The following is a 23380-nucleotide window of genomic DNA, read 5'->3' on the forward strand; positions in this document are numbered from 1 at the left end:
GAATTCTTGCTGACCAAGGCTAATGCAGCCAGTGGTGTCGGAGGAAAAAGACAAAAGCACTTAAACTATTTTCAACGATTGTGCTGACTGCCAACAATAGTATGATAACAGGCCGACACCAACACCATAGTCTAGAGATGATTGCCCCAATGGTATCTCCTGAAATCGCTCCCCGGATGTAAGTGGACGATGGCCGTTCAAAAAGTTCACTTCAACTTATTTGGTTTAACTAAAACAGTCAATTGGAACCAACAGCAGGCTCTCCTAGATGTTGGGCGAGAAGATGGCGACATTCTTCTACCGATCGCCGTTGGGCCAGGGCTTGTTGCAACTGACCATGGGCTTGGCGGTGTTGTTCCAGCAGGTTTTTAGCTTGGAGAAAAGCCCAACTTTCCTTTTGCTGTAGTTTAATTTCTGGCAGTCCTGCCCGACGAAAAGCTTGGCGTAGCTGTTGGCGATCGCCGTTTCCTCCCTGGGATTCACCATAGATAATTTTTTCTGCGGCAATGCCCGCCATCCAAACCGTAGCCCAACGTTCCAGAGCTTGGGGGCGGAGGTGCCAATCCCGACACTGATTTTCTAGATTGGTCGTATCAAATTGGATGCCCGCCATTCCCCCGGCTCCCTGGCGCAGAACTTCCCAGGGACTAAGACTGTAGTTAGTAATGGGAATTTGTAGGCAATGGGCCACCAGAAAATGCCCTGCTTCATGGCACAAAATTCTCTCTTTTTCCGCTTTGGTTTGGAAGAGACCGACAAAAAAGTCTGTCCCCTTGCCCTGCCAACTAATTTGATCCGCTGTGATTATGCCCAAAATCCCTAAGGTCGCCGCTGCTGGAATAGCCGGAGAAAGGTGCACTATCGGCCCCACCAGGGCAGACATCATCATTAGGAAAATGGCGATCGCCACCAGATTTAAACGACTATCAGACATGGTCAGGAAAAATAGCTCCAGTTAATCAACTTGGTCAGAGGCAGGGTCCATCAACGTGGGTAATTAAAAGCGCACTTGGGAATAGGCCGCGTCGGAAATGGTGGGAATTTCTGCGTAGCGTCCCAGCACTGATTGAACAATGCCGAAAAATCCACAGGCTAAGGCCCCAAGGAAAGCAAAATTGTAGAGGGTTTCGGTAACTAGTCCCTGGCCAAACACTGGCTGGATCACGTAGGCAACGATTAAGCCAAACAAGGATAGGAGAATGCCAATTAGGATGGCTTGCATAGCATTGAAGCGGATAAAGTGGGAGATATTGTTGTTTCTCACCACTGCCATAAACAGCACAATAAAGATGATAAAAGAGGCAAAGGGAAACTGATAATAGAATTGCAACAGGGGCATAATGGGCAAGTAAATTATCTGTAAAACAGGAAATTGTTGTAATAAAAATCCCCCAAACATGAATGCATCAATGAGGGGAATCACATAAATCAAAGCACTGAAAAAACGATCTTTCCCGTCTGCCGTACTGTTAGATGCCATAGAAAATTCCTTGTTGATTTAAAAAGAGTTACGCAGATTATGCCCTGATTTTAACCTGGGTTCGTCATGGCCCAGATTCGGTCTTCCCCCAGGCGATCGCCAAGGAAAAATTATTTTTCTGACCCGCTACCGTGGCGACAATGGTGGCCAGGTTGATACTCCTCAGGTTGGTTAACAGCCTATCCAAAACTTGCTAGAGTGTTCATTGGCCAAAAATCCCATTAATTCTTTTATTATTACCGCTTTGCCATGGTTAACACCTACACCGCCGAAATCCAACACCAGGGTCAGACCTATACCATCTCCGTTCCCGAGGATAAAACGGTGCTCCAAGCGGCGGATGATGAGGGGATACAACTACCTACTTCCTGTGGCGCTGGGGTTTGCACTACCTGTGCGGCGTTAATCACCGAAGGCACAGCGGAGCAGGCTGACGGCATGGGAGTTTCAGCGGAACTACAGGCTGAGGGATATGCTCTACTTTGTGTAGCCTATCCCCGCTCAGATTTGAAAATTATCACCGAAAAAGAAGACGAAGTTTATCAGCGGCAGTTCGGCGGCCAAGGTTAGATTCGGCTGGAATTCTCCCTTCCCATGACAAATCTTCCAGAGCAACACTTGCCACCCCAAAAAGCTGAGCCATAATTCAGGTAGCGGCCAGTAGTAAGGTGGATTTTGACCATGGAATCGACAAATAAAACCTGGACAGAACTCATGACTCCCCTCAGTCAGTTTTGGCTGGAGTCCAGTAGCCAGGCTTGGAAGAATTGGTTTGACCTCATGGCCAAGGGCGGGGCCGGCGCCATGATGGGCTCGGCTCCCCAGTCCTTTGAGTCTTTGCCCCAACAGTTCCTCCAATCCCAGCAGTTTTATGGAGAGTTACTTAAGCTTTCTTTTGAAGCTTGGCAAAGCCTGTGGCCTAAATTGGATAATGGTTCGGCGCCAGGGGCAGTGCAGGGCTACCTAAAACAGCTACAAACCCAAATTGAGCAATATACCGCCACCACCCAAGCTCTCCAAGGGGACATGGATGGTTTATGGCAGTGTTACATCAAGGAAGTACAAAGATTTTCCCAACTCTGGCTCTCCACCTGGCAGAGTAGCGTCGCCCCCCTGGGCAAATTACCCACCGGGGACATCCATGCTTGGTTAGATTTAAATAATCTCTACGGCGATGCCCTCTACAACAAAAACCTGAGCAGTTTTATGCGATCGCCTTTGCTGGGGCCCAGTCGGGAAATGAATGGCAAATTATTGCGGGCCTTTGACGATTGGGTTAAGTTATCCCAGGCCATGGCAGACTATCAATTACTGGAAGCAGATATTCAATACCGGGGCTTTGCTGCTTTGATGGAAGATTTACTGGCCCGGGCTAAGGAAGATAAACCCGTTAAAACCTGGAAGGAATTTCAACAACGGTGGGCGATCGCCGCTGACCAAGTGTTTGAAGAAGCTTTTTGTGAGGAAAAAAATCTGAAAGTACGGGGCAAATTCATCAATGCCTTGAATCGTTATCGCATTCAGCAACAGGAGATTCTAGAAGCATGGTTAAAAATGCTGAACCTCCCTACCCGCTCAGAGGTGGATGAAATTCATCAAACCATTTATCAGTTGCGGAAAGAAGTTAAAAGTTTGAAAAAACGATTGGGAGAAACAGAAGCAAACCCAGGCTAAAAGTTACTTTATTGGATTTAGTCCCATTGCATTTCGAGCTTTTGGATTCTGGACATTTTTGTTCAGATCCGATGGATAGTTAATTCACCATCAATGTTTTTACTATTTTTTATCGTTCATTGGTTAAAAATTATGTTGCCTTTTTTTGCTCAGGTGGGGTTAGAAGAAAATCTCCATGAAACCCTAGATTTTACTGAAAAATTTCTCTCTGGCTTGGAAAATTTGCAGGGTTTGAATGAAGATGACATCCAGGTGGGCTTTACCCCCAAAGAAGCAGTTTACCAGGAAGATAAGGTTATTCTTTACCGTTTCCAACCGGTGGTGGAAAATCCCTTACCTATCCCGGTTTTAATTGTTTACGCCCTGGTAAATCGCCCCTACATGGTGGATTTGCAGGAAGGACGCTCCCTGGTGGCCAACCTCCTCAAACTGGGTTTGGACGTGTATTTAATTGATTGGGGTTATCCCTCCCGGGGCGATCGTTGGTTGACCCTAGAAGATTATTTGTCTGGATATTTGAACAACTGTGTCGATATTATTTGTCAACGCTCCCAGCAAGAAAAAATTACGTTGTTAGGAGTTTGTCAGGGGGGCACATTTAGCCTGTGTTACGCTTCTCTATTCCCGGATAAGGTTAAAAATTTGGTGGTGATGGTGGCTCCGGTGGACTTTGAACAACCCGGTACTTTATTGAACGCCCGGGGAGGCTGTACCTTGGGAGCCGAAGCAGTAGATATTGACTTAATGGTGGATGCCATGGGCAATATTCCAGGGGATTATCTTAACCTAGAATTTCTCATGCTTAAACCCCTGCAATTAGGTTACCAAAAGTATCTTGATGTGCCCGATATTATGGGGGATGAAGCGAAATTGTTAAACTTTCTACGCATGGAAAAATGGATTTTTGATAGTCCCGATCAAGCGGGGGAAACTTACCGTCAATTCCTCAAGGATTTTTATCAACAAAATAAATTGATCAAAGGGGAAGTGATGATTGGCGATCGCCTGGTGGATCTGCATAATTTGACCATGCCCATATTGAATTTATATGCGGAAAAAGACCACTTGGTGGCCCCTGCTTCTTCCCTAGCTTTGGGGGACTATTTGCCGGAAAACTGTGACTACACCGTCCAATCTTTCCCCGTGGGTCATATTGGCATGTATGTCAGTGGTAAAGTACAACGGGATCTGCCCCCGGCGATCGCCCATTGGCTATCGGAACGACAGTGAAAATTTTGCTGGAATACATTAGGGCAACACTCAGGACTCATCTAGTGCTTTAACTGATACATCCACCGCTTGTACGTCAATAGTTCCAGGGGGAGTGGGGCGGGTAAATTGTCCATTGCTCACTTCCAACTCTTCCCCGCAACTGGGGCATCGGCATGGCTGACCGTCAAAACCAGTGAAGTGATACTGACAAACGGGACACTCCCCATCCACCAATTTTCTCTTCAGCCACCAGCGGAATACCAAAAAGCCCACCGTTGGTGCCAGAAACAATAGCAAAATCAACAGAGCAATGCCATTGACAACCCATTTCAGACCAATGGCACTGAGGAGCATGGCCACGGCAAGGACAGTCAAGCCACAGCCCAGGCCTGATTGGTTGACGGTAACAAATTTGGGGGAAAAGTTGTTCACAGATGGCTCCTACCAACAGCATTACCGCTGGGATCACTATTTTCCATCCTAGTCCATTAGCTCCGCAGTTGGAATACCAAGGTATCCTCCCCTGGGCTAAAGGTTTTGAACAGGTCGCACACCATGCCTATCCCATTAAAATCACGTTGTCAATCACATGGATAATGCCGTTGTCCGCTTCGATATCGGGGATGATTACCGTGGCATTTTTCACTTCAAACCCCTCCGTACAGTCGATGGCGATCGGGGAGCCCTCTACTGAATCAACAGTTGATAGGCGACATAAATCAGCTTGGGTAAACTTCCCGGCAACCACGTGGTAGGTTAAAATCCGAGCCAATTGGGGAATATTTTGTACCAGGGTGGTAATGGTACCGGGGGGGAGTTTGGCAAAGGCCGTATCCGTGGGAGCGAAAACCGTAAAGGGCCCAGGGCTTTGCAACACGTCAACCAAATTGGCCGCAGTGACAGCGGTCACCAAGGTGGAGAATCGCTCGTCAGACACCGCAATTTCAACAATGTTAGGCATGGATTTAATTGAATTAGTCAGTCAAACGGAAGGGAAGCTGTCAAAAAACTGATTCTAGTAATCGTTATGACTAGTCGGGCTAAGTTTAAGACGACGGCAATGACAAAGGATTTATAGACAATTCATCTTAATCTAAATGTTCGTCACCATTTTGACTAGACCAGCTATCAAATTAACGATAACTATCGCTTTGAATATCTTTCAAGCGGGCTTCAGGACGAAGAAATCGGTCTATTTGAGCTTCAAAAAATTGCCGATTCTTAGCCAAATGCCGGGGGTTCGGATCATCTAGGGGATATAACAATGCCGTCCGCAAAGCCTGGATGACTGCTGAGGTAACATTGTACATTGAGCGCTGGAAAGTGATCCCCAACTGCACCAACATATCGTCCTCACCCCGGCAATGTTTTTGATAATACTCGATTAAATATGGTGGCAAAAAGTGCAACATATCATCCATCAACAGCGTGGGGGGAATGCCCGCAGTACCAACGGGGAATACATCGGCATACAAAATACCATAGTGAAAATCCTTTTGTTCTTCCGGCACCTGTTTGGCCTGGGCATTATAGGATTTGGTCCCCCGGAATGGTGCAGTGCGGTAAAAAACAGCTTCCACATAGGGTAGTGCCGCTTCATAAAGCCAGGTAAAACCCTTAGATTTGGGAATAATTTCTAAACATTCGCCATCAATATAAACATGGTGATAAATGGGGCGGCCAGCAATGGCAAAAATACCGTTAACTAAGAAGTTCATGGCATCAGGAACTCCTTTAAAACCGCCCTCATCGTAAATGTCGGACATTTCAAAAAATACGGGGGCCATTACTTCCCAAAAAAGCCCCAAATTTGAGTAGTAGGATAGTTCTCTGACCTGTTCTAAAAATAAATCAGGGAAAAGTTTATATAACGCCAACATCGGGGGATTGCCCTTAAAGTAAGCTCGAATCGCTTTATCTGCGTTGGCTTTATATTCGTCACTATCTAGGTAGGTATCAAATTTACCCATGCCCATGTCCCGGCCATGCCATAGCATTGCTTGCATGCATGCCTCTGCAAACTCCATGTTGATGCGGTCATGCCAGAGGTGATGGAACAGTTTAGGCATTTTGGTGGTGTTGCCTTTTTCCATAAACTCCAGCAACTCAGGGTGGGCAGAAGCCTCTCCCCGCCAGATTCTCAGATCAGCAGTTTCGCCAGCATAGTGGTTGGCAAGATCTAAATATTCCTGGGGCAGAAAATATTTAAAGAAACGCAAGGGATTGAGAAATACCCGTTCCGCAATGTAGAGCAGATCCCGCCAGTAAAAATCCATGGGCACAGCATAGGCTTTGTAAATACCTATGATCTGCATCAAGTTTTCCGGAGTGTCCGGCAACATGGAGCCACCGGCTTCGAGGCGATGGATAACGTCGGCAAAAGGATGGGTGGAGGGGGGTAAGGTAGCTTTTGGGGTCAGGGTAGTCATTTAAGATTCACCGGGAAAAATAAACTGCACTAAATGCAATGGACAATGGCAACGGCGTTAGAGTTATGGCAAGGTCACCCCTTGGGCTAATTGCTCAATGGCGGAGGTTTCATGGGGTAACTGGGCAATCATTTCATTGGTGGTGGTTTGTGTCCAATGTACTAAGTAGTTGGGCTGAACACCGAGGAAGAAAATAATGGCGGTCAGTACCAGGGCTGGGATCATTTCCGAGGCTAATACTTTCGGATAGTAGGCTCTTTGATTATCGAGTTTGCCAAAGCAGGTGCGGTTTAAAAGAATGACAAAATAAACTGCTGTTAGACCGGAAGCCAGAATGCAAAGTAGAGTCGGAATGGGAAAAGTGGGAAAACTACCTTGGAAAACGATGAACTCCGCTGCAAAACCCACCAAACCAGGAATGCCAGCGCTGGCCATGCCCCCGGTAATTAATAGGGCACTGGTTAGGGGCAAACCCCGAATGGGATTCATCAAACCATTCAATACATCCAGGTCGCGGGTGCCAGCTTTCCGTTCGACGATGCCCACCAGATGGAACAGCAGAGCCAGAATTAGACCGTGGCTAACCATTTGGGCCACTGCCCCTAAAACACTCAGCTCGGTACCGGCGGCGGCGGCCACTAGGATGTATCCCATGTGGCCAATGGAGCTATAGGCCACCATCCGTTTGATATCTTTTTGGGCGATCGCCGAGAGGGCTCCGTATAGTACAGTAACTGTACCAATAATAGCTAACACCGGGGCAAACTGGGCCCAGGTTTGGGGAAATAGTTGCAGACCAAAGCGGATAATACCGTAGGTTCCTAGTTTGGCCAAAATGCCTCCCAATAGAATGGCCGTGGCTGGGGAAGCTTCCGTGTAGGCATCGGGTAACCAAGTGTGTAGGGGAACCAGGGGAATCTTGATGCCAAAACCCAACAAAATCAGAATCAACAGAATGGTTTGGGCTGACTCGGTAAAGGTCTGGGTAATTTCTGGATTGTAATCAAAGGAATGGCTACCACTTAGTAAACTCATGCCGAGAAAGGCTGCTAACACCAACAAACCAGAAAAGGCAGTGTAGAGCAGAAACTTCATGGAGGCATAACCCCGTTTTTCCCCACCCCAAATGGCAATCATTAAGTAGAAGGGAATTAATTCTAGTTCGTAGAAGACGATGAATAGAAGTAGATTTTGGGCTAATAGGGCACCGGAAATACCGGCATTAATTAGCAAGATCAACCCATAGTAAAGTCTTGATCTGTTCACGTTAGGCCCAATGCTATAAATCGCCACCCCTGTCAACAGGTTATTAAGAATTACGAGGGGCAGAGATAATCCATCAATGGCAAGGCTATAGTTCAAACCAAGCTGGGGAATCCAAGGCAAATACTCCTGGAATTGAAACTGGGGGTCTGTAACATCAAATTTAAACAACACTAGCAATGACCACACCAGGGTCAAAACAGCGAATACTTCGGTGATTTGTCTAAGTTGTTTGGCTGGTATGTTGCCCGGAAAAAAGCCAATAATCAAAGCTCCGATAACTGGCAGGATTAAGAGCAGGCTAAGCATGGCAAAAAGAGGTGATAAGTCAGTTGGATGAAGGTAAATCTTGCCAATGGAAAATCAAATTTGAACAGATTGCATTCATTGGCCTTGGCTTGCAGTTGATTTTCCTGGTCTTGGGCTTAAAATGCTTGGCCAAGCAAAGAATAGCTAAGAAAGGCGCCAATTAAAGTCAGGCCTAGGACAATGGAAAGAACGTAAAATTGCGTCTGACCAGAAACGTTATATTTCAAACTCTGACCACTAAAAATTGTTACAATCCCAATTAAATTAATCACTCCGTCCACAAAGGTTTTATCAAACCAGTTAATTAAGCGAGAAATTGAATCAATGACGGCGACAATAGTGAGTTTGTAGAACTTATCTGTATACAAGTCATAGGCAAAAAAGTTTTGTACTACAGGCAAAGGTAAGTCAATTGGTTTAGTGATTTTAGGATTGAGGTAAATAAAGGCTGAGCTTCCCACACCCAGTAAGCTAGACGCAATGAGGACTGAGCTTAAGCCCCAATTAATGTCGGCAAAATCAGGTAATAAATTTCCTTGCTTTAGGATTAGGGACAGATGTAGAGCAAAACCTACTGTCACAACCATGGGCAACACCAATGCCCACAATCCCTCTGGCGATCGGACGGTCATCGGCTTAGCTTCACCACCAAAAATCAAACAAAATCCACGGGTTACATTGAAAGCAGTGAGCAGGTTCACCACTAGTAATACCCCGACTAGCAAAGGGGATGTAGCTGATAGATTTTCTGCCAGTTTTAGCCAAGCCCAAAAAGTCCCAAAGGGAGGTAGGGCAATAAGGGATGCAACCCCTACCAGATAACTCAAACCAGAAATTGGACGACGGCTCCAAAGACCACCGTATTGGGTCAAATCCTGGGTCACATTGTTGAGAATAATGCCCCCCACACACATCACCAGAATTGCCATGGCAAAGGTGTAAGTAAAAATCAGTTGTAGAGCTGTTTCCCCTTGACCAGTACCCACGGCAATAAACACTAGGCCCATGTAAGCACTAACTACATAGGAAAGGAAGCGCTTAATATCTATTTGGGCGATCGCAATTAAAGAAGCACCGATCGCCGTTACGGAACCGATAGCAATCATGACAGTCAAAGCCACAGGAGAAAGGGCCAGAATCGGTTGTACCTTTACCAAAACCCACGCTCCCGTTGCAACCACCAATGTATTCCTTAGAATAGTGGCGGGAATTGGACCTTCCATGGCTTCATCCAACCAGAGATGGAGAGGAAATTGAGCGCATTTAGCCAAAGGTCCAGCAATTAAGGCCAAACAAAGCAGGGTGGCAGCGGTGGGATTTAAGTCTGCACTAGCAGCCCATTGGGCCAAATCATCATAATTCCAACTTCCAGCCAAAGGCAGGAGGGCAACTACCCCCATTAACAAAATTAAATCTCCAACCCGTTTAGTTAAAAACGCATCCCTAGCCCCGGTCACCACTAGGGATTGATTGAACCAATAGCCAATGAGAAGATAAGTACCTAGGGTTAAAATTTCCAGGACAACGTAGCTGAAAAACAGGGAGTTACACAACACTAAAGTGCATAATCCCGCCTCAAACAGAGCCATTAGGGAAAAAAATCTGGCCCAGCCCCAATCCCTTTCTAGATATCCGATGGCATAAATCTGTGCCCCCAAATTTAACCCAGTAATCAAAACCAGGGCGGCGATGTTAACAGTGGATATTTTTAAATCAAAGTTAATTTCTAAGTCAGCGGCATGTAGCCAGGGGAAGGAAAGATCGATGGCGGGTTGCTGCCAAATATGTATAAGCACCAACAGACTATGCAAAAATGCAACAAAAGTCATTAATGTGCTTATATAGCCTGCCGGCCTTGGCCCCGTTTGTCGAGTTAAGCCCGGTGACCAGGGGACCGCTAACAGGGCACCCAAAAGAGCGTAGCAAGGTACTAGCCAGATAATTCGACTTAAACTTTCTAACATGGGGGTTGTGGGAAATTTTGTTAACAAGATTCCACTTTCGCCGTCCAAACATCCCGGTCACCGAAGAATTTTCCGGCTTACTCGGTGCTAGGAATCTGGGACTGCCAGAACCCAGACAGGGAAAGCTAATACATCCAAAGTGACGGCCCAAATGGCTGATCTTATCCAGGCCCCAAAGGGGCATTACCATAGTCAAGCGACAATGGTATAACCTAGATGCATAGAAAGAGTGTTATTTGTTACACCATATCATAGGGGAAATAAAATTCCAGATCAACAACCATTTGCTTAAGTGAATGATAAGTCTGGGTAATTGGAGGAAGAGGCAGGCTACGGGGTGGCAGTCCACTCCAAGGGAAAATTTGAGAGTTTGATCCGAATTACATAAATATCCGAATTACGTAAATAGGGTGTTAATCTGTTGCCATTCCCGCAGCAGTGCTCGACATTGCAAACAGTCCAAAATTCTCAGCAAATCTACCAGTTGTGAGGGAACTTGGAACTCGGCCCCGATCGCCTTGGGGCTGAGCCGAAAATCTCCATCGATCCTGGCCCAATAGCCATATAGCTTTTGGTTGGAAAAAGAGCTATTGACGGCCCAACCCCCGTCATTGAGGGGAGTTATTTCGGCAATGGCATGGGGAGGCACTTCCAGTTCCCGATGAAGGATTTCAGCCAAAGTTAGCTCCACCTTAGCTAGATCTGTTAGCCGCCCTCCAGGGAAATCCCAAGTTGCCCTACCTATACCCGGCCGGAAAATGGGATGGGGTAAAAGCAGGCGATCGCCTTGTTGGGGCAACACTATTAAAGAGTCAGCCTTTTCCACCCGCCAATAATCCAATTTCCTTTCCCGATCATCCCGCCACCGTTCCCCCCTGAGGGTCAACCAAGGGTTTTTAACCTCCGCAAAACACTCCAGTAAAGTCCAAGCCGGAGCATCGGGCTGATTTCCCCTTGCGGACTCTGAGCCAATTTGTAAAACTTGCCCCTCGTTCCAAGGGCGATCATAACTTTTATCTATGGAGATCATTGTCAAAATCCGCTTCTTAACATTTCTTAAAATTAAAGCTGTTATAGCAACAACATTGATTAATTTCTATCTAATTTTTGACGGTGCCCATTGCTATCAGTTGTAAGTTGATGAAAATGCTGTAAATTTTTGTAACAAAGTTCAACTTTGTCTTGACTTTTGTAAGTCTTTGCAAAATCTAGGAGCTAGAACTGGTCAGGGCTGGGGCAATTTTTAATTATTGTTACGCAGGTCTTGCCTAGGGGGGGGGAGGCCGTATTATCTTCTAGTGATGTTTGCTGAAAACGCCTATCTGTGCAAGGTTTAACATCGTTATTATGAAGCGAAAACTAATTCCCTTTTTTACGCTTCCTCTATTACACTATTCTGCATAGGAAACCCTTAATAGTTCATTGTCGAGCGAGGAGAACCCTGCATGACAATTAGTCCACCCGAAAGAGAGGCTAAGGCCAAAGTCTCGGTTGATAACAACCCGGTACCAACTTCCTTCGAGAAGTGGGGCAAGCCGGGTCACTTCGACCGGACTTTAGCTAGAGGTCCCAAAACCACCACTTGGATTTGGAATCTCCATGCCAATGCCCATGATTTTGATAGTCAGACCAGCGATTTAGAAGATGTTTCGCGCAAAATCTTCAGTGCTCACTTTGGGCACCTCGCTGTGGTCTTTGTTTGGTTAAGTGGAATGTACTTCCACGGCGCGAAATTTTCCAATTACGAAGGTTGGTTAGCCGACCCTACCCACATTAAACCCAGTGCCCAAGTGGTTTGGCCCATTGTCGGTCAAGGCATCTTGAACGGGGATGTGGGCGGTGGCTTCCACGGTATTCAGATTACGTCTGGCCTGTTTTATCTCTGGCGGGCCTCCGGTTTCACCGACAGCTATCAGCTCTACTGCACCGCCATTGGCGGTTTGGTTATGGCTGCCCTGATGCTGTTCGCTGGCTGGTTCCACTACCACGTCAAAGCTCCCAAATTGGAATGGTTCCAAAATGTGGAGTCGATGATGAACCATCATTTGGCTGGTTTGTTGGGCTTAGGCTCCTTGGGATGGGCGGGTCACCAGATCCACGTCTCCATGCCCATTAATAAACTTTTGGATGCTGGGGTTGCTCCTAAGGACATTCCCCTTCCCCACGAGTTTATTTTGGAACCGAGCAAGATGGCGGAACTCTACCCCAGCTTTGCCCAAGGTTTGACACCGTTCTTTACCCTCAACTGGGGAGTCTACTCAGACTTCCTCACCTTTAAAGGGGGATTGAATCCAGTCACCGGCGGCCTCTGGTTGTCTGATACCGCTCACCACCATTTGGCGATCGCCGTCCTGTTCATCATTGCCGGTCATATGTACCGCACGAACTGGGGCATCGGCCATAGCATGAAAGAGATCCTCGAAGCCCACAAGGGCCCCTTCACTGGGGAAGGTCACAAAGGACTTTATGAAATCCTGACTACTTCTTGGCACGCTCAATTAGCCATTAACCTCGCCCTGTTAGGTTCTTTGACGATCATCGTTGCACAACACATGTATGCGATGCCGCCCTATCCCTACCAGGCGATCGATTACGCTACGCAGTTATCCCTGTTCACCCACCACATGTGGATTGGCGGCTTCCTCATCGTAGGGGCCGGTGCCCATGGCGCCATCTTCATGGTGCGTGATTATGATCCCGCCAAGAACGTTAATAACTTGCTGGATCGGATGCTGCGCCACCGTGACGCCATCATTTCCCATCTCAACTGGGTATGTATTTTCCTCGGCTTCCATAGCTTCGGTCTCTACATCCACAACGACACCATGCGGGCTTTAGGCCGTCCCCAGGACATGTTCTCCGACACGGCCATCCAACTGCAACCGATCTTTGCCCAATGGGTACAGCACCTGCACACCTTGGCCCCCGGAGCCACCGCTCCCAATGCCTTGGCCACTGCCAGCTATGCCTTTGGCGGAGAAACCATTGCCGTTGCCGGTAAAGTCGCCATGATGCCCATCACCCTGGGTACTGCCGACTTCATGGTTCACCACATCCACGCTTTTACCATCCACGTAACGGCCCTGATCCTCCTCAAAGGGGTTCTATATGCCCGTAGCTCTCGCCTTGTCCCTGATAAAGCGAATCTCGGTTTCCGTTTCCCCTGTGATGGCCCCGGCCGCGGCGGCACCTGCCAAGTATCTGGTTGGGACCACGTTTTCCTCGGTCTGTTCTGGATGTACAACTCCCTTTCCATCGTCATCTTCCACTTCAGTTGGAAAATGCAATCCGATGTTTGGGGTACCGTTTCTCCCGATGGCAGTGTCACCCATGTGACCCTAGGTAACTTTGCCCAGAGTGCCATCACCATCAATGGCTGGTTGCGGGACTTCCTCTGGGCCCAAGCCGCCAACGTCATCAACTCCTACGGTTCCGCCCTGTCGGCCTATGGCATCATGTTCCTCGCCGGACACTTTGTCTTTGCCTTCAGCCTCATGTTCCTGTTCAGTGGACGGGGATATTGGCAAGAGTTGATCGAGTCCATTGTCTGGGCTCACAACAAACTGAATGTGGCTCCGGCCATTCAACCCCGCGCTTTGAGCATCATTCAAGGTCGTGCGGTCGGTGTAGCGCACTATCTCCTCGGAGGTATTGTTACCACCTGGGCGTTCTTCCTCGCCCGCAGTCTTTCCATTGGCTAGACTTTGAGCTGAAGTTGGGTTTTCCGGGATAAACCAGGGGGACTGGCTGAGGTTTTTACTATCCTTAATCCTCCCCCTGCCCTCCACCCTCCCCAGCATTTAATAGAAGCGGTTTTAATTTCGCTTTTACCCTATATTCACCCCTATAACCCCTTGTTATAGTGGCTTTAACAATCCGGAAATGAGCAGCGCTTCTGCATTAGCCTCATTTTGCTTGCTTAACGAGGAGAATTTCCGAAAAAGCTATGGCAACTAAATTTCCTAAATTTAGCCAGGATCTCGCCCAAGACCCGACTACACGGCGTATTTGGTACGGGATTGCTACGGCCCACGACTTTGAAACCCACGATGGGATGACTGAGGAGAATCTTTACCAAAAGATTTTTGCCTCCCACTTTGGACACATCGCCATCATTTTCCTGTGGACGTCTGGCACCCTTTTCCACGTTGCGTGGCAAGGTAATTTTGAACAATGGATTAAAGATCCTTTAAACATTCGCCCGATCGCCCATGCGATTTGGGACCCCCACTTTGGCGAGGGAGCTGTCAATGCTTTCACCCAAGCTGGGGCTTCTAACCCGGTTAACATTGCTTATTCCGGGGTTTACCACTGGTTCTACACCATTGGTATGACCACCAACCAAGAGCTCTATTCTGGTGCGGTCTTCCTATTAGTGTTAGCTTCCCTGTTTTTATTTGCAGGCTGGTTACACCTCCAACCGAAGTTCCGTCCTAGCTTAGCCTGGTTCAAAAATGCCGAATCCCGCTTAAATCACCACCTGGCTGGTTTGTTCGGGGTTAGCTCCTTGGCTTGGGCTGGTCACTTGGTCCACGTTGCGATTCCCGAAGCCCGGGGTCAACACGTTGGTTGGGATAACTTCCTGTCTACTCCTCCCCACCCCGCTGGTTTGATGCCTTTCTTCACCGGCAACTGGGGCGTGTATGCGGCGGATCCCGACACTGCTGGCCACATTTTTGGTACTTCTGAAGGTGCTGGTACCGCAATCCTGACCTTCCTGGGTGGTTTCCATCCCCAAACGGAATCTCTCTGGTTGACGGACATTGCCCACCACCATTTGGCGATCGCCGTGATCTTCATCATTGCTGGTCACATGTATCGCACCAACTGGGGCATTGGCCACAGCATCAAAGAAATTCTTAATGCCCATAAAGGTCCCCTAACCGGCGCAGGCCATACCAACCTGTACGACACCATCAATAACTCCCTCCACTTCCAACTCGGCTTAGCCTTGGCAAGCTTAGGGGTTATTACTTCCCTGGTGGCGCAGCACATGTACTCCCTGCCCTCCTACGCCTTTATTGCCCAGGACCACACCACCCAGGCAGCCCTCTACACCCATCACCAGTACATTGCTGGATTCTTGATGGTTGGTGCTTTTGCCCACGGTGCCATCTTCTTTGTCCGGGATTACGATCCCGTGGCCAATAAAGATAACGTGCTGGCCCGCATGCTTGAACACAAAGAGGCTCTGATTTCCCACTTAAGCTGGGTGTCCCTCTTCTTGGGCTTCCACACCCTTGGTCTTTATGTCCATAACGATGTGGTGGTGGCCTTCGGTACTCCCGAAAAACAAATTCTGATCGAGCCCGTTTTTGCCCAATGGATTCAAGCAACTTCCGGTAAAGCTCTCTATGGCTTTGATGTTTTGCTCTCCAATCCTGACAGCATTGCTTCCACCACTGGAGCCGCTTGGTTACCCGGCTGGTTGGATGCTATCAACAGCGGCACCAACTCTCTGTTCTTGACCATTGGCCCTGGCGACTTCTTGGTTCACCACGCGATCGCCCTAGGGTTGCACACCACTGCCCTGATTCTAATCAAAGGTGCTTTGGATGCCCGTGGTTCTAAGTTGATGCCGGACAAAAAGGACTTCGGTTACTCCTTCCCCTGTGATGGCCCCGGCCGTGGCGGTACCTGCGACATCTCTGCTTGGGATGCCTTCTACCTAGCCATGTTCTGGATGCTGAACACCTTGGGTTGGTTGACCTTCTACTGGCACTGGAAACACCTCGGTGTTTGGAGCGGTAACGTTGCTCAGTTCAACGAAAACTCCACCTACCTGATGGGTTGGTTCCGGGATTACCTCTGGGCGAACTCTGCTCAGTTAATCAATGGTTACAACCCCTACGGTGTCAACAATCTGTCAGTTTGGGCTTGGATGTTCCTTTTCGGACACCTGGTCTGGGCTACTGGCTTCATGTTCTTGATCTCTTGGCGGGGTTACTGGCAAGAGTTGATTGAAACCATCGTTTGGGCCCACGAGCGCACTCCTTTGGCGAACTTGGTTCGTTGGAAAGATAAGCCCGTTGCGTTGTCCATTGTTCAAGCCCGTTTGGTTGGTTTAGCCCACTTCACCGTTGGTTATGTGCTCACCTATGCGGCATTCCTAATTGCTTCCACAGCCGGTAAGTTCGGTTAACGAATTCCTCTGTTAGGTAATTAAGCTTGTCCCCTGCCCTCGTTGGTGGGGGATTTGCTTTAATTGGCTGATCGCCACAAAAAATGGATTGGAATCGGCCTCATTTAATCTTAAGTTTTTTGTTATTTTTACCCCATTGCTAATTTGCTTCCATCCCAAGTAGGCGGTCGCCACAGAGTTCGATTAGGGCAGGGATATGATGATGGCGGTTGGGGATGCGCCAACTAATGGCAATATGCCGCAATAGAGTAAGAATGATGTAAATATCAATGGCTTGGCTAAGATGGGGATTATTTGGGGATTGTTTAGCTAGAAAAGCAGTTTTTAATATTTGTTCTTTGCGAACTAGGGCATCGGGATTCCCCCAGGTGCGGAGGCTATATTCGGTCATGTGGGCGATAAAGTTTCCTAGATCAACGGCGGGATCTCCTTTGCAGTAGAGGTCGAGGTCCACCAACCAAAGGTGATTGCCATCTACCAAAATTTGATCGGGGTAAAAATCCCGGTGAATAGTGGTAGTAGGACGGGGATATTTGTTTAAAACCTCTCCCAGCTGTTCACTCTGGGCGATGAAATGTTGAATTTGTGTTTGCCACTGAGGTTGCTGGTGGCTAAATTCCCGGAGGCGATCGCCAAGGATTTGTAATTCAGTGGCAATGGTATGGGTTTTGGTTGTGGGGACAGAATGGCTGTGGATTTTGTGGGCTAGGGCGGCAATTTTTTCCGGTAAGTCGGGACGGGTAATCAATAATTCTGTCGCAGGTTGACCGGGAACCCATCGTTGGAGCCACATCTGCCAGGGTTCAACAATGCCCAAAGGTTTTGGCACCGATAATCCATCTTCACTTTGCCCATGGAACCCGTTTTCCCATAACGCCCGTTGAGAGCCATAGCTTTTGTAATCTGTGCCCTTGGCGCGAATTTTGCCAAGAATAATTCCTTCCACCCCATCGGTTTCCAGATGATAGGCAATCAATGCCCGTCGCCCAGGTTTATGGCGTAGAAGCTCGGTTTTCTTGATCCCTTGTAAACCGGGAAAAATACTAGCTAGGTGCTGTTGAGCTAATTGGCGATCGAGGGCAAAAGGTAGCCATGGTATTTTGGGATCAGAGAAAATTTCGGCCATCATTAACGCCCCAGGGATTTGGTGACGGTTGCGAGGGTTTGCCGTTGAAAGAGATCAGCATAGACCCCCTGACGAGCCAGTAATTCGGCGTGGGTACCCTGTTCCCTGATTTGCCCCTGGTAGAGGTAAAGAATTTGGTCAGCGGCGATCGCCAACTGCAGATTATGGGTTACCAAAAAAGTGGTGCGATTTTCCGCTAACCGTTCTAGGGCTTCAAAAACCAACTGTTCATTAACTTTATCCAAGCCGCTGGTGGGTTCATCCAGGATCAGAATGGGGGTTTGTCGCATGGCGGCCCTGGCGATCGCCAACCGTTGTCGCTGGCCACCAGAGAGAGTAGTGCCCCTTTCTCCCACTACTGTGTCGTAACCCTGGGGCAGTTCCAGAATAAATTTATGGGCATTGGCTAAACGGGCCGCCGCTTCAATCTCTGCCATTGTCGCCCCCTCGATGCCGTAGGCGATATTTTCCCGGATCGTGGCCGCAAATAATAAACTCTCCTGTAATACCACTGCCATTTGGTTCCGTAGGCTCGTCAGTTGATAATCCCGCAGATCATGGCCATCAATGAAAATTTTCCCTGCTGTTGGGTCATACAGGCGCAGTAAAAGACTTAAAAGAGTAGATTTACCACTGCCAGAAGCACCAACAAGGGCAATTTTCTCCCCTGGTCGCACTGTTAAATTCAACCCGTCAAGAATGGCTTGATCTGGATGATAGCCAAAGGAAACATATTTAAATTCAATGCGCCCCTGGAAAAATGGGGCAGGAATAGCCCCTGGTTTGTCCTGAATATCGGGGGTTTCCGCCAAAATATTCAAAATTCGCTCCCCCGATGCCGCCGCTTTAGCCAGACGACCTGTGTATTTAGCAAAATTCTGCACCGGTTTGTAGGCATTGCGTAGATAGGTTAAAAACACCAAAACCGTTCCCGCTGTCAGAGCATCTTCAATGACCAGATGGCCTCCGTAACCCATCACCAAAGCTGTACCGAAGGCAATCAACACGTCCACCAATCGCTCCAGGTTGGCGGCTAAACGCTTAGTTTCAATGTTTTCTTGGAGGCTCCGTTGATTTTGGCGGCTAAACAAATCGGCAAAGGCTTGTTCCAGGGAGAGAGCTTGGACAAGTTTAATGGCGGAGAGGGATTCAGCGGCGGTGGAGGCAACGGCCCCTTCCTGGTGACGTTGGGTGAGGGAAGCATGGCGAATTTTGGCACTTAAACGATTGGCGGCCAACCAAAACAGGGGAAAAGTTGCCAAGGACAAAAGGGTTAATTTTAGGTCTAGCCAGGCCATCACCCCCACCATGCCGCCCAAAGTTAAAAGGCTGACCACCAGGGGCAAAGCTGCTGTGAGCAAAATTTCCTGGAGACGGTTGGCATCGCTACTGACTCGGATAATCAGATCGCCACTGCGGGCTTGGTAATGGTAACGCAGGGAAAGCCTTTGCAAATGCCCATAGAGTTGATCCCGCACCTGGGCCATGACGCGACTACCAACGATCGCCAAACTGACGGTATTCCAATAGGTAGCGATCGCCCGACTGACGGCAATGATAATCACCCCAACGGCGATTAACATCAACAGCCAAGCGGCATTGAGGTTAGTAAAGCCCCAGAGAGAAAGACTCGGCTGGGTTTGAGTGGGAATCAGTACCCCGTCAATGAGCAGCTTGAGGGGCCAGGGTTCCAACAGTCGCAACCCCACATCCGCCAGCAAAGTCACCATCGCTACCAGCAAGAGTCGCCACTGGGCACGAATTTGGGGCCAAAAGGTGGTGATCACTGCCCAGAGGCCTGGCACAGCTTGGGTCATGGGGGAGGCACGGTTCATTTATCTATCACTTTTAACTTCAACTAAATTCAACTAATTTCAACGTTGAAAAACTAGGCTTGGGCGATCGCCAAAATTTGGGCGGCAACGCGATCCCAGGTGTGGTGTTTAAGCACGAAGTCACGGGCCGCCAGACCTAACTGTTGCCGTTGCTGGGGCGATCGCCAGAGACGTTCGAGGGCCTGGGCCAGGGCTGTCGGTTCCCCCGGTAGACACAAAATCCCCGTCACCCCATCGTCAATAATGTCCTTCACTTGACCGATGCAACTAGCCACTATGGGTAACCCGGCCGCCATATATTCCACCACTTTCAGAGGCGAAAAATAAAAATCTTCACTGGCGGGATAGGGGGCCACGGCAACGCTCATTTGACTTAACCAGTGGGGGACTTGCTCTGGAGGGACTGTACCGGTCCACTGTACTTGGGTAGTTAAATTGCGCTGGGAGATCGCTCGTTCAAGGACTTGCCGTTGGGGGCCATCACCGACAATCAACAGACGAGCTTCCGGGACAGTTCGTCGCAGTTGGGCAAAGGCTTCAATCAGGTAATCCAGGCCATGCCAGGGCTTAAGGGAACTAACAAAACCCACAGTGAAGAGTTCTGTCTGAGATGGTTTGGACAGACCGGCAAAACGAGCTGGGTTTATCCCATTAGGCATGACAAAAAGGCGATCGCCAGAAACCCATTGTTGCAAATAGGATTTAACCTCTTGGGACACTGCGATTAAAGCTGTTGCTTTCCCAAAGACTATTTCGGCCACCTGCAAAGCCAAATCCCGGTCTAGTAAAACCCGGTGTGTGGCTTGCTCTTCAATTAAGGGTGCATTCACTTCTAAAATGCCAGGAATCTGACAGTTTCGGGCAAAGGTCATTCCCGCATGACTCCAGAGGGAATAACGTTCATAAACAAGATCATAGGGAGCTGCCTGGGTTAATAAATTTTGCAACGTCTGATTTTGTTGAAATAAGCCCTGTTCCCGCATTGCTAAATCTCCTTTGGGCACCTTGGGCAGGCAGTGAACGGGTAAATCGACTAAATCCTTGGGCGGTTCCCCCCCCAGCTTTGCCGCAAACAGGGTCACCGTTGCCCCCTGGTTCTGAAAAGCGCGGATAATCTCTTGCACATGGATTGAGGCACCTTTACAACCAAAGACTGGAATGCCGGGATCGACACAGATGTAAGCAATCTTCATCGTTTGGCCTCCCCTAAATGAAATAAGTCACGGAGTTGGGCGCTATTGCGTCGCAGGTCAAAAGCCTGTTCTAATCGTTGGCGGGCCTGCTGGGCGTAACGATGACGTAAATCTGCTTGGTTCAAGATGGTTTGGAGCGCTTTGGCTAACTGTTCCGGGTCATTTTGGGCCACCAGCAATCCCGTTTCCTGGTGCTGAATAATTTCGGGAATGCCCGTCACATCCGTTGCCACACAGGGAGTACCCAAGGCGATCGCCTCTAACAAAACTGTGGGTAAACCATCCCGATTGCCATCCCGGCCAACAATGTAGGGGGCGGCAAACACCTTTGCCCGTTTTAGGAGTTGAAACACTTCCCCCTGGGGTTTGGGGCCAGTGATCTCCACCCAAGGCTCTAGCTGATGCTGGACAATTTGCGATCGCAATGTCGCTTCCAAGGAACCAGCACCGACGATCTGACAACGGAACTCACAATCCCAACGGCGCAAGAGATCGCAGGCGCTGATTAGATAAGTCAAGCCTTTTTTTTCTACTAGGCGTGACACAGAGATAATTAACGGCGGTTCACAATTTTCCGACCGGGGTTGGTAGGGCAATTCTGTTAAATCCATGCCGTTGTAAATACGCTGTACTTTGCTGGCCGCTTCCCCGTACTGCTGTTGTAAATAGGTACGGTTATAGTCGCTAACGGTCACCACCTCGCAGGCAGCTTGGAGTTTGCGGGCAAAATCCGCCGGATCAACGCTCTCATGGAAAATATCCTTGGCATGGGCCGTAAAACTGTAGGGCACCCCAGCAAAATGGGCCGCTAAGCGAGTAACACTGGTGGCAACGCTGGCAAAATGGGCATGGAGATGGGTAATTCCTTGGTGACGGACGGCTTGGGCGAGCCAGAGGGCTTGGTAAACAACACTAGAGCGTTCTCCGGCGGCGTAGGCTAACTTTCTCCAGATGTCGGGAATTACAACCGCAGTGGCTTGCATTTCCGCCCAGAGGTAACTGGCCGCAGTGGGATTTTGCCCTAATAAATTTGGGTGCGATCGCCCTTGGCTGGGTTTTTGGATACAGGTAACGGGGGCCTTCACCCGGGCAATTTTGTCTTGGAAATAGCTATCTACCGGAGGACGGAGGGCAAAAATTTTGATGTCTAAACCCGCTGCTTCGTGGGCAAGAATTTCATTAACAATGAACGTTTCCGAATAACGGGGATAGCGTTTAACAACGTAGGCGATGGCCATGGAAAATTTACAACGGAATTGACTAGCAGGCTTGGGACATAAAACAGTTACGGGTGCTGAGCAATTGACCCAGAACGAGGGGAAGTTGTTGGGTGGCCCGGAGATTTAGAACTGGTTTGTTATATTGGTTGGTCGGCGCAGAGTGGAGCCAAGCTGTCAAATTTTGGGCATTTACCTGATCGGGATGAAGCACATCTACCAGCCCCAGTTGTTTTAAACGGGTGGCCCTCAGCCATTGTTCTTGGCGGGGTTTAATGCGGGGAATAATCAGCGCTGGTTTTTGGAAGGACAGAATTTCGCAGGTGGTGTTGTAGCCCCCCATCGTGATTACCCGTTCCGCCGCCCACATCAACATGGTCGGTTCAGAAAAATAGGGCAGGATAGTGAGGTCAGGATTATTCTGGGCACTGACCTTTAACTTTTGCCGTACAGACTCCGGCATAAACGGCCCGGTGAGCAGTACCCCCGGCAGGTCGGCAGTGAAGGGAATTTGGGCAAAGGCGATCGCCAGGGTTTCCCCATCCTGACCTCCTCCCACAGCACCGAGGATGAACCGGGATGGTAATTTCCAGTTACTTAACGTTTCTTGCCAAGGTTTAGTTAGATGTTGGAGGCGATCGCCCTGATGGAAATAGCCAAGGGGCCGCATTTTCGCCGTCACATCGGGGGCAAAACCATACTCATGTCGTAGGTCATAAACTTGCGGGTCACCATAAACCCAGACGGCATCGTAATAGCGACGAATAGCCCTTTCATTATCTGCTTGCCCCCAATCCCGCTGCACAGTCCCCGGTTGATCCAAAATATCCCTTAAGCCAAGTACACAAAGGCTTTCTGGTCGTTGTCGCAGATATTTCAAACTGGGGTCCAGTTCCCGTTCCACTCCCCGGGGCACATTGTCCACCATCAGCACATCCGGCTGAAATTGCTGAATTGTTTTTAGAATTAACTGCGATCGCCAAGCGATCAATTTCTCCAAAGGCAGATCCAGATCCCGGCCAGAGTAGGAACCATCGCCATTTTTTCGCAGACTGGGCAAATTCACATAGTTAATACCCGCAGCAGTTAGGGCTTCATTTCCTTCTTCAATGCCGGTAATTACCAAAATTTCAACGGGTAATCTAGACTTTTGTAACGTTTGGGCAATGAGTAAATTACGGCGCTTATGCCCCAACCCCATGGTGTCGTGGGAATACAAGACAATGCGATAGCAATGGGAAGCCTTAGCCCTATGGCCCAATCCACCGGACTTTTTTAACGCCAATTTTTTCGGCGATCGCCGGGGGAAATGTTGTCGTAGTCGGGGTGATTGAATGGAGTGCATGGGAAAATGTTGGCTGTTCCAAATTTAAAGTTGTTGATAGTAATATCAAGTTGGTCAGCCTCGGTTGTGTTTCGATAGTGCTCCACTGTTCTAAATTTGCAGTAAGATTTCAATAAAAATTCTCTATCTCTCTTACGTTAATCTAGGTGGAAGGATAATAAATTCTATGCTGTCCATTAAGCATAAATAAT

The 23380-nt window shown here is 48.6% G+C and carries 19 protein-coding genes; 5 read left to right on the forward strand and 14 right to left on the reverse strand.

Annotated elements, in window-relative coordinates:
• Positions 1-238: 238 nt before the first annotated feature.
• The 3 genes from SYNPCCP_RS04390 to SYNPCCP_RS17755 form a co-directional block, all read right to left on the reverse strand.
• Positions 239-934, reverse strand: coding sequence for a hypothetical protein (locus tag SYNPCCP_RS04390; RefSeq protein WP_010872056.1), 696 nt, complete (start codon positions 932-934; stop codon positions 239-241).
• 63 nt (positions 935-997) lie between these two features.
• Entirely contained in the window at positions 998-1480 is a 483-nt protein-coding gene (locus SYNPCCP_RS04395; RefSeq protein ID WP_010872057.1) for a Tic20 family protein, read from the reverse strand.
• Positions 1481-1544: 64 nt separating this feature from the next.
• Positions 1545-1667 carry a hypothetical protein gene (locus tag SYNPCCP_RS17755; RefSeq protein ID WP_255345281.1) on the reverse strand — a complete coding sequence of 41 codons (123 nt, stop codon included), beginning with the start codon at positions 1665-1667 and terminating at the stop codon, positions 1545-1547.
• Between the two features lie 62 nt (positions 1668-1729).
• On the opposite strand from SYNPCCP_RS17755, the gene SYNPCCP_RS04400 reads away from it, so the two are divergent.
• From SYNPCCP_RS04400 to SYNPCCP_RS04410, 3 genes are all read left to right on the forward strand, one after another.
• Entirely contained in the window at positions 1730-2050 is a 321-nt protein-coding gene (locus SYNPCCP_RS04400; protein ID WP_010872058.1) for a 2Fe-2S iron-sulfur cluster-binding protein, read from the forward strand.
• Positions 2051-2161: 111 nt separating this feature from the next.
• The gene (phaE, locus tag SYNPCCP_RS04405; protein WP_010872059.1) at positions 2162-3154 is read left to right on the forward strand and encodes a class III poly(R)-hydroxyalkanoic acid synthase subunit PhaE; all 993 of its coding nucleotides are present in this window, start codon (positions 2162-2164) and stop codon (positions 3152-3154) included.
• A 132-nt stretch (positions 3155-3286) separates the two neighbouring features.
• A complete protein-coding gene (locus SYNPCCP_RS04410; protein WP_041425936.1) occupies positions 3287-4384 on the forward strand; it encodes a class III poly(R)-hydroxyalkanoic acid synthase subunit PhaC in 1098 nt (365 codons plus the stop codon).
• 30 nt (positions 4385-4414) lie between these two features.
• Here SYNPCCP_RS04410 and SYNPCCP_RS04415 read toward each other — a convergent pair whose 3' ends face one another.
• The 6 genes from SYNPCCP_RS04415 to SYNPCCP_RS04440 form a co-directional block, all read right to left on the reverse strand.
• Positions 4415-4798: a hypothetical protein gene (locus tag SYNPCCP_RS04415; RefSeq protein WP_010872061.1), complete on the reverse strand. Its 384-nt coding sequence runs from the start codon at positions 4796-4798 to the stop codon at positions 4415-4417.
• A gap of 127 nt (positions 4799-4925) precedes the next feature.
• The gene (locus tag SYNPCCP_RS04420) at positions 4926-5327 is read right to left on the reverse strand and encodes a fasciclin domain-containing protein (protein ID WP_010872062.1); all 402 of its coding nucleotides are present in this window, start codon (positions 5325-5327) and stop codon (positions 4926-4928) included.
• Between the two features lie 172 nt (positions 5328-5499).
• Positions 5500-6795 (reverse strand): CO2 hydration protein, encoded by a 1296-nt coding sequence (locus SYNPCCP_RS04425; protein WP_010872063.1) that lies wholly within the window; start codon positions 6793-6795, stop codon positions 5500-5502.
• A gap of 63 nt (positions 6796-6858) precedes the next feature.
• Positions 6859-8367, reverse strand: coding sequence for an NADH-quinone oxidoreductase subunit M (locus SYNPCCP_RS04430; RefSeq protein ID WP_010872064.1), 1509 nt, complete (start codon positions 8365-8367; stop codon positions 6859-6861).
• A gap of 116 nt (positions 8368-8483) precedes the next feature.
• Positions 8484-10331: an NAD(P)H-quinone oxidoreductase subunit F gene (locus SYNPCCP_RS04435; protein ID WP_010872065.1), complete on the reverse strand. Its 1848-nt coding sequence runs from the start codon at positions 10329-10331 to the stop codon at positions 8484-8486.
• Positions 10332-10728: 397 nt separating this feature from the next.
• Entirely contained in the window at positions 10729-11361 is a 633-nt protein-coding gene (locus SYNPCCP_RS04440; protein ID WP_010872066.1) for a hypothetical protein, read from the reverse strand.
• 415 nt (positions 11362-11776) lie between these two features.
• On the opposite strand from SYNPCCP_RS04440, the gene psaA reads away from it, so the two are divergent.
• Both psaA and psaB read left to right on the forward strand, forming a co-directional pair.
• Entirely contained in the window at positions 11777-14032 is a 2256-nt protein-coding gene (gene psaA, locus SYNPCCP_RS04445) for a photosystem I core protein PsaA (protein ID WP_014407086.1), read from the forward strand.
• A 245-nt stretch (positions 14033-14277) separates the two neighbouring features.
• The gene (psaB, locus tag SYNPCCP_RS04450) at positions 14278-16473 is read left to right on the forward strand and encodes a photosystem I core protein PsaB (protein ID WP_010872068.1); all 2196 of its coding nucleotides are present in this window, start codon (positions 14278-14280) and stop codon (positions 16471-16473) included.
• A gap of 139 nt (positions 16474-16612) precedes the next feature.
• Here the strand turns inward: psaB and SYNPCCP_RS04455 are convergent, their stop codons facing one another.
• Genes SYNPCCP_RS04455 through SYNPCCP_RS04475 form a run of 5 tightly spaced genes read right to left on the reverse strand, consistent with a single transcriptional unit; the run spans position 16613 to position 23189 of the window.
• The gene (locus SYNPCCP_RS04455) at positions 16613-17602 is read right to left on the reverse strand and encodes a phosphotransferase family protein (RefSeq protein ID WP_010872069.1); all 990 of its coding nucleotides are present in this window, start codon (positions 17600-17602) and stop codon (positions 16613-16615) included.
• Positions 17602-19434, reverse strand: coding sequence for an ABC transporter ATP-binding protein (locus tag SYNPCCP_RS04460; protein ID WP_010872070.1), 1833 nt, complete (start codon positions 19432-19434; stop codon positions 17602-17604). The genes SYNPCCP_RS04455 and SYNPCCP_RS04460 overlap by 1 nt, the downstream gene beginning before the upstream one ends.
• A gap of 53 nt (positions 19435-19487) precedes the next feature.
• On the reverse strand, positions 19488-20627 hold the full coding sequence (locus SYNPCCP_RS04465; RefSeq protein ID WP_010872071.1) for a glycosyltransferase family 4 protein: 1140 nt from the start codon (positions 20625-20627) through the stop codon (positions 19488-19490).
• A complete protein-coding gene (locus SYNPCCP_RS04470; protein WP_010872072.1) occupies positions 20624-21865 on the reverse strand; it encodes a glycosyltransferase family 4 protein in 1242 nt (413 codons plus the stop codon). Before SYNPCCP_RS04470 ends, SYNPCCP_RS04465 begins: the two co-directional genes overlap by 4 nt.
• A 22-nt stretch (positions 21866-21887) precedes the next feature.
• On the reverse strand, positions 21888-23189 hold the full coding sequence (locus SYNPCCP_RS04475) for a glycosyltransferase family protein (RefSeq protein ID WP_010872073.1): 1302 nt from the start codon (positions 23187-23189) through the stop codon (positions 21888-21890).
• Positions 23190-23380 lie beyond the last annotated feature (191 nt).

The sequence above is a fragment of the Synechocystis sp. PCC 6803 substr. PCC-P genome (assembly GCF_000284455.1).
Lineage (GTDB): Bacteria > Cyanobacteriota > Cyanobacteriia > Cyanobacteriales > Microcystaceae > Synechocystis.

Excerpts from the sequence above, each read along its gene's own strand:
- SYNPCCP_RS04430 (WP_010872064.1), bottom strand. The coding sequence starts at position 8,367 with ATGCTTAGCCTGCTCTTAATCCTGCCAGTTATCGGAGCTTTGATTATT.
- SYNPCCP_RS04395 (WP_010872057.1), bottom strand. The coding sequence starts at position 1,480 with ATGGCATCTAACAGTACGGCAGACGGGAAAGATCGTTTTTTCAGTGCT.
- SYNPCCP_RS04390 (WP_010872056.1), bottom strand. The coding sequence starts at position 934 with ATGTCTGATAGTCGTTTAAATCTGGTGGCGATCGCCATTTTCCTAATG.
- SYNPCCP_RS04400 (WP_010872058.1), top strand. The coding sequence starts at position 1,730 with ATGGTTAACACCTACACCGCCGAAATCCAACACCAGGGTCAGACCTAT.
- SYNPCCP_RS04435 (WP_010872065.1), bottom strand. The coding sequence starts at position 10,331 with ATGTTAGAAAGTTTAAGTCGAATTATCTGGCTAGTACCTTGCTACGCT.
- SYNPCCP_RS04425 (WP_010872063.1), bottom strand. The coding sequence starts at position 6,795 with ATGACTACCCTGACCCCAAAAGCTACCTTACCCCCCTCCACCCATCCT.
- psaA (WP_014407086.1), top strand. The coding sequence starts at position 11,777 with ATGACAATTAGTCCACCCGAAAGAGAGGCTAAGGCCAAAGTCTCGGTT.
- psaB (WP_010872068.1), top strand. The coding sequence starts at position 14,278 with ATGGCAACTAAATTTCCTAAATTTAGCCAGGATCTCGCCCAAGACCCG.
- SYNPCCP_RS04410 (WP_041425936.1), top strand. The coding sequence starts at position 3,287 with ATGTTGCCTTTTTTTGCTCAGGTGGGGTTAGAAGAAAATCTCCATGAA.
- SYNPCCP_RS04460 (WP_010872070.1), bottom strand. The coding sequence starts at position 19,434 with ATGAACCGTGCCTCCCCCATGACCCAAGCTGTGCCAGGCCTCTGGGCA.
- SYNPCCP_RS04470 (WP_010872072.1), bottom strand. The coding sequence starts at position 21,865 with ATGGCCATCGCCTACGTTGTTAAACGCTATCCCCGTTATTCGGAAACG.
- phaE (WP_010872059.1), top strand. The coding sequence starts at position 2,162 with ATGGAATCGACAAATAAAACCTGGACAGAACTCATGACTCCCCTCAGT.
- SYNPCCP_RS04440 (WP_010872066.1), bottom strand. The coding sequence starts at position 11,361 with ATGATCTCCATAGATAAAAGTTATGATCGCCCTTGGAACGAGGGGCAA.
- SYNPCCP_RS04465 (WP_010872071.1), bottom strand. The coding sequence starts at position 20,627 with ATGAAGATTGCTTACATCTGTGTCGATCCCGGCATTCCAGTCTTTGGT.
- SYNPCCP_RS04455 (WP_010872069.1), bottom strand. The coding sequence starts at position 17,602 with ATGATGGCCGAAATTTTCTCTGATCCCAAAATACCATGGCTACCTTTT.
- SYNPCCP_RS04475 (WP_010872073.1), bottom strand. The coding sequence starts at position 23,189 with ATGCACTCCATTCAATCACCCCGACTACGACAACATTTCCCCCGGCGA.
- SYNPCCP_RS04420 (WP_010872062.1), bottom strand. The coding sequence starts at position 5,327 with ATGCCTAACATTGTTGAAATTGCGGTGTCTGACGAGCGATTCTCCACC.